Source organism: Hymenobacter rubidus (assembly GCF_016734815.1).
GTDB classification, from domain to species: domain Bacteria; phylum Bacteroidota; class Bacteroidia; order Cytophagales; family Hymenobacteraceae; genus Hymenobacter; species Hymenobacter rubidus.
Genome location: NZ_JAERQF010000003.1, coordinates 67,181 through 82,005 on the forward strand (window position 1 = coordinate 67,181; position 14,825 = coordinate 82,005).

A 14,825-nucleotide genomic window follows, 5' to 3' on the forward strand; every position below is an offset into this window, starting at 1 on the left:
GCAACTATTCCAATCTATTGATTTTACTCCTGCGGTAGAGATGCTTCGGCAAGCTCAGCAGGATGTTCTGGTTTACCTTATGAAATACCTGTTTTCCCTCCGCTTCCTGGCCGCCGCGCTGCTTATCACCGCTTCCTGCCAGAAAGTCGTCACCCTCGACCTCAAGCAAACCGACCCGCAGCTCACCATCGAAGGCAACCTGGCCGACGACGGGCAGCCTTGCACCGTGCTGCTGTCGCGCAGCGTAAGCTACACCGAAACCAATACGTTTCCGGCCGTAAGCGGCGCCGTGGTCACGCTGAGCGACGACGCGGGCGGCCTCGAAACCCTGCCCGAAACCAGCACGCCCGGCCTCTACCAGGGCAAGAAAGTGCTGGGCCAGCCCGGCCGCCGCTACACCTTGCGCGTGGAAGTAGCGGGCCAAGCCTACGTGGCCGTATCGACGCTGCCCGCGCCGGTGGTGCCGCTCACGGGCGTGAAGGCACAAAAAGCGCCCATTGGCACCGCTGTTCAGCTGGTGCCGGAATACCTGGACCCCGCCGGCGGCCGCAACTACTACCTGTTTCGGCAGTACCGCAACGGCCGGCTGAACAAGGCCATTTACCTGCAAAACGACGAGTTTACCGACGGCAAAGCCAACGTTCGGGGCTTGGGCGGCGGAGGCGGTGGGGGCGGAGGCAGCACCGATGCCGACAAGCTGGTAGCCGGCGACAGCGCCCGCGTCGAAATGCAGAACGTAGACGTCGATGTGTACGAATACTTCCGCACCCTGAACCAGATTCTGCAAAGCAACCCCATGACCAGCGCCTCGCCGGCCAACCCCAAATCCAATTTCACGGGCGGCGTGCTGGGGTATTTCAGCGCCCACTCGCGGCGGCAGCGCACCATCTTGGTGCCGGTGCTGTAGGGAAGAGGTTGCATAAAAAAGAACGTCCTGCTGAGCGGAGTCGAAGCATCTCTACTGCAGTAGTAAATGAATTACTTGCGCGGTAGAGATGCTTCGACTCCGCTCAGCAGGACGTTCTTTTCTGCTTTGCGAAACCTTGCGCGCTATTTCAGCTGCATGTCTGCAATAATGGCCTTGATTTTCTCGTGGCCCAGCCGGGTGGCCAGGTCATAGTCCACGGCTGATTTCAGCGGCTGCTTCACGCTGAAATAGAACTTGATTTTGGGCTCGGTGCCGCTGGGACGAGCCGAAATCTTGCTGCCGTCTTCGGTGAGGAACTGGAGCACGTTGGAGCTTTCGGTGCCGGTTTCGGAGGAGAGGCCGGTGGTCAGGTCGTGGATTTTGCCGGTTTTGTAGTCGCGGATTTCCACCACTTTCAGGCCCGCAATGGACTGCGGCGGGTTGGCGCGCAGGCTGGCCATCATTTCCTGAATTTCTTCGGCGCCGCGCTGGCCTTTTTTGGTGAGGGAAATCAAATCCTCTACGTAGAGGCCGTAGTGGGCGTACATATCCACCATTTCCTGGTAGAGGGTGCGGCCCTTGTCTTTGGCCACGGCGGCCATTTCGGCCACCAGCGCGCAGGCCGAAATGGCGTCTTTATCGCGCACGAAGTCGCCGATGAGGAAGCCGTAGCTTTCTTCGCCGCCGCCAATGTAATTTTCCTGGCCCTTGAGGTCGCGGATGAGGCCGGCAATGTACTTGAAGCCGGTGAGCGTCTGGTAGCTTTTCACGTTGTATTGGCGGGCAATGTCGCCGAGGATTTCGCTGGTCACGATGGTGTACACAATGAAATCCTGCGGGGTGGCCGTGCCGGCGCGGTGCCGGGCCGAGAGCAGGTAGTTGGTGAGCACGGCGGCCGTCTGGTTGCCGTTGAGCAGCACCCATTCGCCCTGGTCGTTTTTCACGCCCACGCCCACGCGGTCGGCGTCGGGGTCGGTGGCCAGCACGATGTCGGCATTGGTGGCTTTAGCCTGGTCGAGGGCCAGCTGCATGGCGCTTTTCTCCTCTGGGTTGGGCGACTGCACCGTGGGGAAGTTGCCGTCGGGCGTGGCCTGGGCCTGCACCACGTTCACGTTGGTGAAGCCAAATTCGCGCAGCAAACCCGGCACCAGCGTGATGCCCGAGCCGTGGATGGGCGTGTACACGATGTTCAAATCGTGCTGGCGCTGGATGGCGGCCGGGTCGATGCTGAGGGTTTTGGCGGCGGCGAAATACTTCGCGTCAATGTCGGCCCCGATGCGGACAATTTTCGAGGAGTCAGCCTCAAATTTTACCTCGCTCGGGCTGGTGATTTTATTCACCTCAACAATGATGTTGGTGTCGTGCGGAGCTACTACCTGCGAGCCGTCGTTCCAGTACACTTTGTAGCCGTTGTACTCCTTGGGATTGTGCGAAGCCGTTATCACACAGCCGCTTTGGCAGTGCAGCTCCCGAATGGCGAAGGACAGCTCCGGCGTGGGCCGCAGGGCTTCAAACAGGTAAACAATGATGCCATTGGCCGAGAAAATACCGGCGGCAATGGCGGCAAATTCGGGGCTATTGTTGCGGCTGTCGTGGGCAATGGCCACCTTGATTTCCTGGCCGGGGAAGCTTTGGAGCAGGTAGTTGCACAGGCCCTGCGTGGCCATGCCCAGGGTGTAGCGGTTCATGCGGTTCGAGCCCGGCCCCATGATGCCGCGCAGGCCGCCCGTGCCAAATTCGAGGGTGCGGTAGAAGGCGTCGGTGAGGGCGTCGTCCTGGCCGGCGGCCTGCAGGTCGCGGATGGCCTGCTGGGTTTGGGCGTCGTACGCGGGCGTGAGCCAGGTATTGATGGTGTGCTGGATTTCGGGGGAAACGGGCATGGGGAGCGGGAATGAAAGTCGGTAAGGTCGGAAACGGCCGTAAAGGAAAGAGGTTTGCCGGAAAAAGCAGGCAACGTCGTATTTTATCGTGGATTCAGCCAGCGGCGCAGGTCCAGGGCATAGAGCCGTTGGCGCACCAGCCTAAAGCGCTTGGGCAGCCGCTCATTCGATAGAAAAACGCGGTCGGCATCAATAAAGCACAGCCCCTCGGCCTGCCCCAGACGCAGGGCGTGCGGCAGCTTCAGCCGCCGCTGCTGGCCACTGAAGATGCTAGTCCCCGTAAAATCGGTCAGCAGCCACAGAAAGGTGCGCCCCGTTTTGGTGTAGCCCAGCAGGGCCGCGCTGGTCCCGGCAGGGCTGAGGGCAGCCGCCGTGACGAGGCCCCGCGCATCGAAACTGCCTTTGTAGTGCGCCACGTAGTTGCCGGGCTGCGCCGGCAGGGTGTAGTAGCGGGTGCGCTGGTCGGCCCAGTTCTTGGTGAACAGGTGCAGGGAATCGTGCGCGTAGAAAAACGCCTCGCAATCAAAATTGTGGCGGTAGGCGCCGGGGCTGAAATCCTGCTGGTCGGGGTAGCGGAAAGCAATTTCCTCGGCGGCAACGGCGACATCGGGCGCCGGACTGATGGCAGATTTGGCCACGCGCAGCACCCGCAGATTGTGCCGGTTGCCGGCGTTGTTGCCGAAGTCGCCGATGTACAAGCAGCGGGCATCAGCGGCCAATTCTTCCCAGTCCACGTTGGGAAAGTTGGTGATGTGCACGCGCTGCACCACGCGCCCGGTGGCCGAATCGAGCCGGAACAGCACCGGCGGGTTGCCGCTGTCGTTCAGCGTCCACAGGTTGCCATCGGTATAGAGCAGAGCTGAGGTTTCGGGTATGGCTTGGTCCAACAAAGCCTTGCGCAGGGGCCGGGCGCGGCCGGGTAGGTGGCGCTGGGCCTCGACAGGCCCAATGGTAGCGCAGAGCAGCAGCCCAAGCAATAAAATTTTGGGCATCGGGCTGGGTAGAAATAAAAACGACAGGGCTGAAAAGGTACAATACGAGAACGTCATGCTGAGCGAAGCCGAAGCATCTCGCGTACAACAGTAAATGAATTACTACCACACGCGAGATGCTTCGGCTTCGCTCAGCATGACGTTCTATTCAGGCTAAGCGAAATACCGTGCTTACAAATTGCCGCGCAGCGCCTGCTCGCGCTCAATGCTCTCAAACAGGGCTTTGAAGTTGCCTTTGCCGAAGCTCTTGGCGCCTTTGCGCTGAATGATTTCGTAGAACACCGTAGGCCGGTCCTCCACGGGCTTGGTGAAAATCTGGAGCAGGTAGCCTTCCTCGTCGCGGTCCACGAGCAGGTTGAGGGCTTTCAAAGACTCCAAATCCTCGTCGATGGCGCCGATGCGCTCCAGCAGGTCCTCGTAGTAGGCCCCGGGCACGGTCAGGAATTCTACGCCGCGGCGGCGCAGCTCCGTCACGGTCGCGCGGATGTCCTTGGTGGCGATGGCAATGTGCTGCACGCCGGGCGAGTGGTAGTAGTCGAGGTACTCTTCAATCTGCGACTTTTTCTTGCCTTCGGCGGGCTCGTTGATGGGGAATTTGACGTAGCCGTTACCGTTGCTCACCACTTTGCTCATCAGGGCCGAATACTCGGTCGAAATGTCCTCGTCATCGAAAGTGAGCAGTAGCTTGAAGCCCATCACGTCCTCGTAAAACTTCACCCACTGGTTCATTTCGCCCCAGCCCACGTTGCCCACGCAGTGGTCGACGTGCAGCAGGCCCACCGGTGCGCCCTGCGGCACGCCGCTGCTCTTAGCCACGTAGCCGGGCAGGAACGGGCCGCTGTAGTTGGTGCGCTCCACAAAGGTGTGGATGCTCTCGCCGTAGGTGTAGATGCCCGACAGCGTAACGGAGCCGTGCTCGTCCTCAATAGTATAAGGCTCGAAGGCCGAGCGGGCGCCGCGCTTGGTGGTTTCTTCCCACGACTTGCGGGCGTCGTCCACCCACAGGGCCATCACCTTCACGCCGTCGCCGTGCTGGGCCACGTGGCGGGTGATGTCGGAATCGGGCAGGAGGGAGGTGGTGAGCACCAGCCGGATTTTGTCCTGCTGCAGCACGTAGCTGGCGCGGTCGCGCAGGCCGGTTTCAGGTCCGGCGTAGGCCACCAGCTCGTAGCCGAAAGCGGCCTGGTAGTAGTAGGCCGACTGCTTGGCGTTGCCGACGTAGAATTCGACAAAATCGGTGCCTTTGAGGGGCAGAAAATCCTGGGCGGGCTGGGCCAGCACTGCGGGCGAGGTCATGGTTTGCATAGGCGGAGAAGGGAATGTTGGGGCGGGTGGTTGATGAGGTAAAAATACGGCTTTGATTGGTTTCGGCGTCAATTTGGCCGGCGCTGGCGCCAAGCTGCGCGGCATGCCGCGTAGGTTTGCCAAATCATTCCCATTTTTGTGCCCAATCATCTGCCTTAGCGCCACCCAATGAATACCGAAGAACTGAACCGCGCCCTCGTGGCCCTGATTGAGAAGAAGGCCGAGCTGCACAAGCTCACCTACGACGACGCCCGCTACGACGACGTGGAGGAGGCCCTGCACGACCTCGAAGACGACTTCAACGATGAGTACGGCGACTTCCTGGAGTCGGCGCTCGACAAGGTGCACACCGACCTGAAATCGGACACCGACGTGCTGCTGCCCACTGCTTACTTGCCCAGCACGCCCGGCGCTACGCCCTCGCCCAAAGAAGGCGTGTGGGTTGATTCGGAGAAATATCCCGGCAAAGAAGCCCGCATCACGCTTATTCCGAACCCCGTGCGCATCATGCTGACCGTGGGCAAGCAGGTGCAGCAGGAGCTGTGGAAAGCGTAGCGCTGACGTGACGGTTTCGTAAGAACCAAAAAAAGAACGTCGTGCTGAGCGTAGCCGAAGCATCTCGCGTGGGGTAGTAACTCAATCGTTGAAACGGTTTTGTTTACTACTGCGGTAGAGATGCTTCGGCTGCGCTCAGCACGACGTTCTTTTATTATTCCTGTTCAAAAAAATATGCTTTACCGCATTGCCGAACCCGCCGACTGGCACCTTGCCCGGCAAACGGACTTTTTCGCCAGCGCCGACCTGGCGGCCGAAGGATTCATCCATTCTTCCGAACAGCACCAGATTCTCGAAACGGCCCGCCGCTACTATGCCGGGCGGGCCGATTTGGTTTTGCTGGAATGGGACGAGGACGTGCTGGCCGCTGCCGGCGTGCGCGTGGAGCGGGAGTGGGTGGCGAGCCGACGGCAGCATTTTGCGCACGTTTTTGGGCCGGTACCGCTGGCGGCGGTGCGCCGCGCGTGGCCGTTTGGTGCCAATGAAGCAGGTGATTTTCAACTGCCGGCGGAGTTGTAAATTAGGGTAAAAAAACGGCCGGAATCATGCAACCTTAGAGCGTTGGGCTGCATCTTCCCGCCAGAAACCCACCACTAAACCAGCCGGTTTTATGGACCTCTTTACGTTCCGCTCCCTGCGCTTATTGGCCCTGGCTGGGCTGGCCACTGCCTGCGCCCCCACCTATCAGCTGGGCCTGAAGCCCGCGAAAGCCACCCATCAATACGTAGAAGGCCGCGAGCAAGCCCTGGCCACTACCGACAGCGTGGAAGTGCGCCTCAGTTTCATTTGCTACGAGCCCACGCGGGTGGTGTTTGAGGCCGAATACCGCAATCCCACGCGCCATTCGCTGGTCGTAGACCCGGCTGCTTTTCAATACGAAGCCAGCCGCCAGCCCGCCCCGGCCCTCGACCCCAAAGCCCGGCGCCCTAAGCCGCTGCCTGGCACCGAGGTAACCGCCGCCGTAGCCGCCGCCAGCATGGCCCTGCCGCTACCTCCGTTGCCTCCCAAAGCAGTATCTGCCTTCGACCCCGAGCCGGAAATCACCATGCTGCGCGCCAACGCGGATAGGGAAGCCATTAAAGCCGCCCGTTTCGATTGGCTGGGGCTGGCCCTGGGCGCCGCCAGCCTGGCCACCGACGTAGCCAGCATTGGGCGGCGCGAAACGCTGGCGCAGTACCAAGGCCGCGCCGCCATTCACGACGCAGCCGTGACCTACAACGTTATTTCGGCCGCTACTAAAATGGAGCACGCCGTCGCGGCCAATGTGCTCCAGCAGCGTGCCTCCATGCTGCAGGAATATGCGCTGCGCAAAGTGACGCTGGAGCCCGGCCAGCAGGTGCGTGGCTACCTCTATTTCCCCCGCTACGATGCGGCCGATGCTCTGGTAGTGAAAGCCCCGGTGGGCAGCAGCGTGGTGCCGCTGGAGTTTGCCCAGGTGCGGCGTCGGCAATAGGCCTTCGGAAAGCGCATTCCAACCCATAAAAGGGCCCCGTAGCAATGCGAGGGCCTTTTTTATGGGCAAAGTTGTGTAGGGATGCCCCTTCACGCTGGCGTTCGGGCGGGCTGCCGTTTTTCACGGGCTGTCCGCCACGCCAAAGCAACTTCCCGAACCGCTTCTTTACGCTGCCATTGCCTGCGTGCGCTCCAGACCAACCCTCATTGACACGTTCGGGAACGTTACCGGCATCGTTCCCACTATTATTTATGCGGAATCGCATTGTTTCAAACAGTGATTTCTTCACCTTTACTCGCTGCCATGCGCGGCTAAATGCCAAGGCTGGCTACCTGTTTTCCCACCAAACGGTTTGTTATGAAACGTACTTCTACCTTCTACACGGTGCTGCTATCCGTGCTCCTGCTCCTGCTTGGGAAGAGTGCCCAGGCCCAGACTTATGACTTAGTGGTGGCCAAAGACGGGTCCGGTGCTTACCGCACCGTGCAGGCGGCCATCAACGCGGCGCCCACGGGACGCACAACGGTGTTCACCATCTTCATCAAAAATGGCAAGTACCGAGAGAAAATCACGGTGCCGAGCAACAAGCCGTTTTTGCAATTTATCGGAGAAAGCGTGGCCAACACGGTGCTGACCTGGAACGATGCCAACACCCCGTCGTTTCCCGGCAACTCGGCCAGTTTCATCATCAATGCCTCCGACATCAGCGCGCTGAACATCACCTTTGAAAATTCTTACGGCGACGCACCGCAGGGCTTGGCCATGTACATCACCGGCGACCGGGTAGCCTTCAAAAACTGCCGTTTCCTGGGCGGCCAGGACACCATGCAGCTCAATTCGCAGGTCGGCAACCGCAGCTACTTCAAAGAGTGCTACATCGACGGGGTGGTCGATTTCATCTTTGGGGCCGGCCGCGGGCTGTTTGAAAACTGCATCATTTACGCCCGCACCCGGCGCGATGGCGGTAACGGCGGCTACATCACCGCCGCCAATACCCAGCCCGGCCAGCCCTACGGGTTCGTTTTTCGCAATTGCATCATTCCCGAGAACCGGGGCACCACCACCTACACCCTGGGCCGGCCCTGGCAAAACGACTCGGGTTCGACGCCGGCCGACCGCTCGGCCACGAAGGTGGTGTGGCTGAACACCATCATGGGCAGCTCCATCAAGCCCGTGGGCTGGCAGGTGTGGGACGCGGGCACCGTGACCAGCGTCATCCAGTACGCCGAATACAAAAGCCGGGACTTCAACGGCAATTTGGTCAATATCAGCCAGCGCGTGCCGTGGTCCATTCAGCTTACGGACGCCGACACGGTGAATTACACCCGCGCCGCCGTGCTGGGCAGCTGGAACCCCTGCGCCTTGGTGCCCAACTTCTGCGGGCACCAGGACCCCGCCATTGCGGTATCGAATTTCTGGGCCGTGAAAGGCACTGCCACCGCGCCTTCCAACCTGACCTGGAACAGCAGCTGGCTCATCGCGGGCGTGCAGTACCAACTTTTCCGTAGCACGGCGCGCCGGGGTACCTACACGCAGTTGTATACCACCACCTCGGCGGTGGCCGCCAACATCAACTTCGGCACCACCGACCCCATTCCGGCGCCGGGTACGTCGTATTTCTACTACGTGCGGGCCTCGAAAACCGGCCTGGCCACGCACATCACCGACACGCTGGAGATTTCGAGCACGCCCACCATCTTCACCGCGGGCACGCTGCAAGCCTTTTTGCAGGGCGGCACGCCGCCGTCCGCCATCCAGAACCTGCTGGTAAGCGCCGAGAACCTGACGGGCGCCGTCACGGTGACGCCGCCGGCCGGATTTGAGGTTTCCGCCAACGGCGGCACCACGTGGTTTGGCAGCGCTACGCCGCTGACCTTGGCCCAAAGCGGCACCGGCAGCGTGGCCAGCACCACGCTCAGCGTGCGCCTCAACGCCGGGCCCGTGGGCGCCTACGCGGGCAACCTGACGCTGGCCAGCGCCGGGGCCGTCACGGTCAATGTCCCGGTTTCGGGCCAGAAGCAGGCCGCACTGTTGCCGCAGTCGAACATTCTGCAGTGGTGGCCCATGGCCCGCACCAACCAGGACAGTGCCGCCGTGCGGGTGGCCGCGCTGCAGGCCAGCACGCCCACGTTCCGTAAGTTTCAGCTTTCGAGCGGCTCGACCGCGGCCACCATCCCGCCTTATTCGACGCGCTACGGCCAGGCCTTCGCGCCCGTGGCCGATGGGGGCTGGACGACGGCGCTGGGCGGCAACGGCAGCAACCTGAACCGCACGTACTACGAGCAGTTCACGCTGGCCCCGAGCGGCAGCGGCGCCGTACGGCTCGATTCGCTGGTGCTGAATGCCTACGTCACGGGCTCGGTGAGCGGCACCAAGCTGGCCGTGGTGTGGTCGCGCAGCGGCTTCGCGACCGACTCGGCCGACGTAACTGGTGGCAAGGGGCCCACCGGCACCCTGCTCAGCACGGCCAACGGCGGCTTCACTACTCCCATACTGACGACCAGCGCCAGCGACAACTACCGCCTGGCTTTTGCCGGGGCTGCGGGCGTCACGCTGCAAGCCGGGCAGCGCCTCACGTTCCGCGTGTACTTCAGCTGCGGCTCCACCACCGTCACTACCCGCTTCGCCACGTTGAAAAACGTGCAGGTGAAGGGCCAGGCCAACGTGACAACGAGCACGCGCCGGGCAACTGCCGAGGTGCTTCAGCTCTACCCCAACCCCGCCACGGCCGAGTGCCTGGTGGTGCACCCAGCCGCTCCCGGCGGAGCCAGCCTAGCAGTGTATTCTGCCCTGGGGCAGCGGGTGGCTACGGTAGCCTGTGTGGCAGGTACCCAGCAAACGATACTCAATATCAATGCCTTGGCGCCTGGCTATTATGTGGTGCGCTACACCAGCGGCGCCGGGCAGTTTGCCGTGCCTTTGCACAAAGATTAACCTCGGTTTTTCGGCACAGCCAGAAAGCGAAAGGAGCCAAAGCTGTTCAGCTTTGGCTCCTTTCGCTTTTTTCATGAGAATAGGTGGCTGTAGGGGCGGGGCCTGTTCCCGCCCAGCCGTTTGCGCCAGTCTACAGATGCCGTTCAACGGTTTGGCGGAGGCAGCCCCCACCCCTACATCGTCCTGACATTTGCTAGCCTAAACCAGCTCGGCCAGCTCCAGCCAGCGCAACTCCTTTTCCTCCAACTCCTGATTCAACGCCGACAGGCGTGCGCCCCAAGCCGCGAAATCCTGCGGGGAGCCGCTGCCGCCGTTCAGCTTGGCGGTGATGTCCTGCTTCTCGGTTTCCAGCGTTGCCATGGCTTTTTCGAGCTGCTCGTATTCCTTTTTCTCGGCGAAGGTGGCGCGGCGCTTTTGGGGCGACGGGGCTACGGCCGTGCTCACGGCAGCGGGCGCGGCCAGCTTGGCGGCGGCGCGGGCGGCTTTGGCGGCTTTTTCTTCTTCGATGAGGGCGGCTTCGGCTTCGCGCTCTTCGAGGTATTCGCGGTAGTCGGTGTAGTTGCCGGGGAAGTTGAGGACGGCGCCGCCGGGCTCGAGCACGAAGAGGTGCTCGGCGAGGTGGTCGAGGAAGTAGCGGTCGTGGCTGACGATGAGCAGGCAGCCGGTGAAGTGCAGCAGGAAGTCTTCCAGGATGTTGAGCGTGGCCAGGTCGAGGTCGTTGGTTGGCTCGTCAAGAATGAGGAAGTTGGGGTTTTTGATGAGTACGCGCAGCAGCTGCAAACGGCGCTTTTCGCCGCCGCTCAGCTTGCTCACCAGCGTGTATTGCTGGGCGGGCGGGAACAGGAACAGGTTGAGGAACTGGCTGGCGGTGAGCACGTCGCCGTTGGCGAGCTCCACCACTTCGGCCACTTCCTTCACGATGTCGATGACGCGCTGGGTGGGGTCGAATTCCAGCTCGGTCTGGGTGTAGTAGCCGAACACGGTGTTGGTGCCCACGTCGATGGTGCCGGAATCGGGCTTGAGCTTGCCCGTGAGCATGTTGAGCAGCGTGGACTTGCCCGCGCCGTTCGGTCCTACCAGACCAATCCGGTCCTTCTTTTTGAAGACGTAGCTGAAATCATCAAGCACCACGTTGTCGCCGAATTTCTTGTTCAGGTGGTCGGCTTCGATGATTTTGCCGCCCTGGCGGGTGGTTTTCACGCTCAGCTCAATCTGCTGCTTGTTGAGGTTGGTGCTGGCCTTTTCCTTGGTGACGTAGAAGGCGTCGATGCGGGCTTTTTGCTTGGTGCCGCGGGCCTGGGGCATGCGGCGCATCCATTCCAATTCCTTTTTGAAGAGCTGGCGGGCCTTCTCCACTTCCACGGTTTCGCGCATTTCGCGGTCGGCCTTTTTCTCCACGAAATAGGCGTAGTTGCCCTGGTAGCGGTACACCTGGCCCTTGTCGAGCTCCACGATTTCGTTGGCCACTTTGTCGAGGAAGTACCGGTCGTGGGTCACCATCAGCAGGGTGAGGCTGGGCGAGTTCAGGCGGTTTTCGAGCCACTCGATGGTGGCCAGGTCGAGGTGGTTGGTGGGCTCGTCGAGGAGCAGCACGTCGGGCTCTTCGATGAGGACGCGGGCCAGGGCTACGCGCTTGCGCTGCCCGCCCGAGAGCTGGCTCACGTTGCGGGTGAGCAGCTCGCCGAGGATGCCGAGCTTGCCCAGAATCTGCTGCACCTGGGCTTCGTAGTCCCAGGCGTTGAGGGCGTCCATGCGTTCGAGCACGCGCTGCAGGTCGTCGGGCTTGTGGTCGGGGTCGTTCACGACGTGCTCGTACTCCTGGATGGCGCGGAGCGTGTCGTTCTGGCTGGCGAAGATGGTGGCTTCCACGCTCAGGCTTTCGTCGAACACGGGGTTCTGGCCCAGGTAGGTGACGCGGATGCCCTTGCGCACGCTCACCGAGCCGGTGTCGGGGGCTTCGAGGCCGGCCAGCACCTTCATCAGGGTGGTTTTGCCGGTGCCGTTGATGCCCACAAAGGCCACGCGCTGGCCCTGGTTGAGGCCGAAGTTAAGGTCTTTAAACAGCCAGCGGTCGGCGTAATTCTTCGAGATGTTCTCGGCGGATAACAGGTTCATAGGCCGCAAAGGTACGGCCGGGGCGGGCGGGGTTGGCGCCTAATGACTGTTAGAAAGAAGCATGGACTTGCTCTTTCCGAATTGCAACTCTTGTGGGGTCAGCGGCATCGACTACTAATTGGTTGCGGGTGTTCAACCCCGCTTTAGGCACTACTATTTCTTGAGTTACCAACCAGTAAAAACGTTTAGTTTTTGAATCGTATTCAAATTCAATCTTATCAATAGGGGCGATTTTCTTGCCGAAGCGTTTAGCTTGTTCAATTACCTTGCAAACTGTAATCGTAGTATCAATCGGCTTGTAGTCTTTTTTTGAAGGAAAATTGAAAGGAGAAATAATATTTGCTTTCTCGTCCACTGCAAACCCAACGCAATATGCTGCTTTCGGGTCAGCGCGGAAATAATAATAGAAGTAATATTTTCCTTTGCATCCGGCCTTCTTTGCTTCGGGCATTCTATCCTTGAACTTGGCAATACTATCAGCATATACTATGTCAACTGTATAGAAAACTAGCCGAGAGAAAAAAGCTTCCCCTGCGTATTCCCTTATCTTCTGTTCAACTGTATTTTTGACCGGAAGAATAGTTGCTTCGACTTGTCTGATATCAATTGGATTGAGAATGCTCCATTTTTTAGAGGTTTCGCCTTTGTACGAAAAGCTATAAGTTGGGCAGAAGAAAGTGTAATCATAAGAGCCAAAATCTCCTCCGTATTTGATTTTATCCTCGCCGATGCACTGTGCAGATGTTGTAGACCCAGCGAAGGAAATAATCAGGAGTATTAGGAAGATATTTCTCATAGATTTTGTAAGGAAAGAAATTTGTGATTCCCAGAAGGTGCTGCAAAATAGGTCATAGCATCATTATCCCATTGTGTCTCCAGCCCCTTCAGCGGCTGCCGACACGCCCCGTCGCGGCGGGGGCGGGGGGGAGAACTTTGCTACCTAAAGCGTATTTCCAAATTCCAACCGCTGCGCTGCTCCATGGAAGTTGGACATCAGATGACATCCCAATGTTCGCAACTCTTCGATGATGAGCGGCTGCTCAAAATCTCTTGGATTACGCGTTATGAACAGTTTGGGGGAATCAGCCGGTAGTAGCCGCAAACCAGCCAGAACCGAGGCGTAGACCAATGCGTCTTGTGGGCTTAGCCCATGGCGCGCCTGCACCATTTGAGCCTCTGTCAGTACTTCGGAAGTGAGGGCCGGACCGAGTGCAACCCTTGCCAACTGAGCCGTAGTAGCATAGAGGCGGGTAGTTTGCGCAGCTGTGCGCTCGGTCAGCAAGTTGTTGAGCAAGCGCACCAAATTATCGGTGTCAACCAAGTCCACATCGGTTTCGCGGCGATGTTGCTCAATCTCGCGTTGGAAATAACTCTGTTGCTCGGCACGCTCATTGGAGCGATAACGCAAGGTTTGAAACACTTCAGTTAACGCATACTGGGGCACGTGTAACCGGTAGCGCCCAGAAATTGCACCGGCTAGTACCCGTTCGCAGGCAAGATGCTGGCCCTGCAAAAAGGCCAGTTCCAGAATGAAGTTTGACTCAACGAATACGTCCATCCAGCTACGCGGCTAACGGTTCGCGTTGAACGTAGCCCCGATAGATTGCCTGGTGTAAACCAGATTCTACTAACCAAGCTTGGGCCGGCATGGCTGAGAGTGTCGTTGCTGGCTTGAACATAACCGAACCAAGCCAGGAAGAGACAATCAAGCTAAGCTCTTGCTCGCTAAGCGCAACAAGTGGGTAGCGTTCAATGGCTAAATAGTTAGCTAATACTTCGGCTGATGGCATTCGCCGGGAAGCCCTTTGCTGAATAGATTCGCTGCTACTTGCTGAAGCAGGAGGCCAAAGGGTCATTGCTTCTGGGGTTACCAACAAGAAGTAGCACGCGGCTAACCCCATTTTTTCGCGTTGCCGATTAACAAGCGCGTGTTGTCCGGATTGCATTGGGGCAGGCTGCCATTTTTTTACTTCTACCAATAGCTGCTTTTCCCCCGTTGCGGAAGAAACGATAAAATCAGGCCGTATGCTGTTGCTGTCCGAGTACATAGGCGAAAGTTACGCAAAAAGGCAGCAAGGATTGCAGGTTAGCCGTCACTGAAGCCCCGCCAGCGGCGGCCGACACGCCCCGTCGCGGCGGGGGCTATTGCATGGGCTTGGGCAACGCGTACTGCTCCTTATCGAGCAAGACGTAGCCCGTGAGCAGGTAGAAGCCGCGATGATGAACGGCCAAGCCAATGGCACTGCTATAAGCCACGGGGATATAAAGCCACTGCACGGCACCGTTCAGGCGGTGCTCTTTCAGGAGCGTTTTGCCGTCCATGGTAATGCGAAAACGTTCCTGAACGCGGCCGTTGCGGCGGTAGCGGGTAATGTGGCGCCAGGCAATGTTATCGGGTGCCCATTGGGCTTGGCGCACGCTGGTTGGGGCCGGCGGCGCACTCTTGAACGCTGACTTTCCTTGCACCACCACGCGTCGCCGGTTATCGCCGCGCACATTGGTAGTAAAAAATGCGCTGGTCTGTACGGCACGCTCGCGCAGCAGCGCGGCCTGGTGCAGGAGCGTGTCGCGGGCTGCCGTGGCGCGGGCGGGGTCGGTGATGAGCTGGGCGTGGGCCGGCGCGGCTAGCAGCCCCAGGGCCAGTAGGGCCCCAAGTCGGTAGAGCATTGAAAAAGCAGGCGTGG

Annotated in this window: 13 protein-coding genes; 5 read left to right on the forward strand and 8 right to left on the reverse strand. The window is 59.8% G+C overall.

Going from position 1 to position 14,825, the window contains the following annotated elements:
- Nucleotides 1-79: 79 nt before the first annotated feature.
- Nucleotides 80-907: a DUF4249 domain-containing protein gene (locus JKL48_RS03030; protein WP_201978278.1), complete on the forward strand. Its 828-nt coding sequence runs from the start codon at nucleotides 80-82 to the stop codon at nucleotides 905-907.
- A 143-nt stretch (nucleotides 908-1,050) separates the two neighbouring features.
- On the opposite strand, the gene JKL48_RS03035 is transcribed toward JKL48_RS03030, so the two are convergent.
- The 3 genes from JKL48_RS03035 to hppD all read right to left on the reverse strand — a co-directional run bounded on the left by JKL48_RS03035 (nucleotide 1,051) and on the right by hppD (nucleotide 5,084).
- Nucleotides 1,051-2,787, reverse strand: a complete 1,737-nt coding sequence (locus tag JKL48_RS03035; protein WP_201978280.1) for a phospho-sugar mutase — start codon at nucleotides 2,785-2,787, stop codon at nucleotides 1,051-1,053.
- 83 nt (nucleotides 2,788-2,870) lie between these two features.
- Nucleotides 2,871-3,779 carry a hypothetical protein gene (locus JKL48_RS03040; RefSeq protein ID WP_201978281.1) on the reverse strand — a complete coding sequence of 303 codons (909 nt, stop codon included), beginning with the start codon at nucleotides 3,777-3,779 and terminating at the stop codon, nucleotides 2,871-2,873.
- Nucleotides 3,780-3,950: 171 nt separating this feature from the next.
- Nucleotides 3,951-5,084, reverse strand: a complete 1,134-nt coding sequence (gene hppD / locus JKL48_RS03045; RefSeq protein WP_201978282.1) for a 4-hydroxyphenylpyruvate dioxygenase — start codon at nucleotides 5,082-5,084, stop codon at nucleotides 3,951-3,953.
- Nucleotides 5,085-5,252: 168 nt separating this feature from the next.
- Between hppD and JKL48_RS03050 the strand changes: the two genes are divergently transcribed.
- The 4 genes from JKL48_RS03050 to JKL48_RS03065 all read left to right on the forward strand — a co-directional run bounded on the left by JKL48_RS03050 (nucleotide 5,253) and on the right by JKL48_RS03065 (nucleotide 10,026).
- Nucleotides 5,253-5,639 carry a hypothetical protein gene (locus JKL48_RS03050; RefSeq protein WP_201978283.1) on the forward strand — a complete coding sequence of 129 codons (387 nt, stop codon included), beginning with the start codon at nucleotides 5,253-5,255 and terminating at the stop codon, nucleotides 5,637-5,639.
- 174 nt (nucleotides 5,640-5,813) lie between these two features.
- The gene (locus JKL48_RS03055; protein ID WP_201978284.1) at nucleotides 5,814-6,158 is read left to right on the forward strand and encodes a DUF952 domain-containing protein; all 345 of its coding nucleotides are present in this window, start codon (nucleotides 5,814-5,816) and stop codon (nucleotides 6,156-6,158) included.
- Between the two features lie 91 nt (nucleotides 6,159-6,249).
- Nucleotides 6,250-7,092 (forward strand): hypothetical protein, encoded by an 843-nt coding sequence (locus JKL48_RS03060; RefSeq protein WP_201978286.1) that lies wholly within the window; start codon nucleotides 6,250-6,252, stop codon nucleotides 7,090-7,092.
- A 357-nt stretch (nucleotides 7,093-7,449) separates the two neighbouring features.
- Nucleotides 7,450-10,026: a pectinesterase family protein gene (locus JKL48_RS03065; RefSeq protein WP_201978288.1), complete on the forward strand. Its 2,577-nt coding sequence runs from the start codon at nucleotides 7,450-7,452 to the stop codon at nucleotides 10,024-10,026.
- Between the two features lie 198 nt (nucleotides 10,027-10,224).
- Here the strand turns inward: JKL48_RS03065 and JKL48_RS03070 are convergent, their stop codons facing one another.
- The 5 genes from JKL48_RS03070 to JKL48_RS03090 all read right to left on the reverse strand — a co-directional run bounded on the left by JKL48_RS03070 (nucleotide 10,225) and on the right by JKL48_RS03090 (nucleotide 14,808).
- On the reverse strand, nucleotides 10,225-12,141 hold the full coding sequence (locus tag JKL48_RS03070; protein WP_201978289.1) for an ABC-F family ATP-binding cassette domain-containing protein: 1,917 nt from the start codon (nucleotides 12,139-12,141) through the stop codon (nucleotides 10,225-10,227).
- Nucleotides 12,142-12,190: 49 nt separating this feature from the next.
- Nucleotides 12,191-12,937 carry a hypothetical protein gene (locus JKL48_RS03075; RefSeq protein ID WP_201978291.1) on the reverse strand — a complete coding sequence of 249 codons (747 nt, stop codon included), beginning with the start codon at nucleotides 12,935-12,937 and terminating at the stop codon, nucleotides 12,191-12,193.
- Between the two features lie 144 nt (nucleotides 12,938-13,081).
- On the reverse strand, nucleotides 13,082-13,699 hold the full coding sequence (locus tag JKL48_RS03080) for a PIN domain-containing protein (protein WP_201978298.1): 618 nt from the start codon (nucleotides 13,697-13,699) through the stop codon (nucleotides 13,082-13,084).
- A gap of 4 nt (nucleotides 13,700-13,703) precedes the next feature.
- A complete protein-coding gene (locus JKL48_RS03085; RefSeq protein ID WP_201978300.1) occupies nucleotides 13,704-14,189 on the reverse strand; it encodes a hypothetical protein in 486 nt (161 codons plus the stop codon).
- Between the two features lie 94 nt (nucleotides 14,190-14,283).
- Complete coding sequence (locus tag JKL48_RS03090; protein ID WP_201978302.1) at nucleotides 14,284-14,808, reverse strand: hypothetical protein; 525 nt, start codon at nucleotides 14,806-14,808, stop codon at nucleotides 14,284-14,286.
- Nucleotides 14,809-14,825 lie beyond the last annotated feature (17 nt).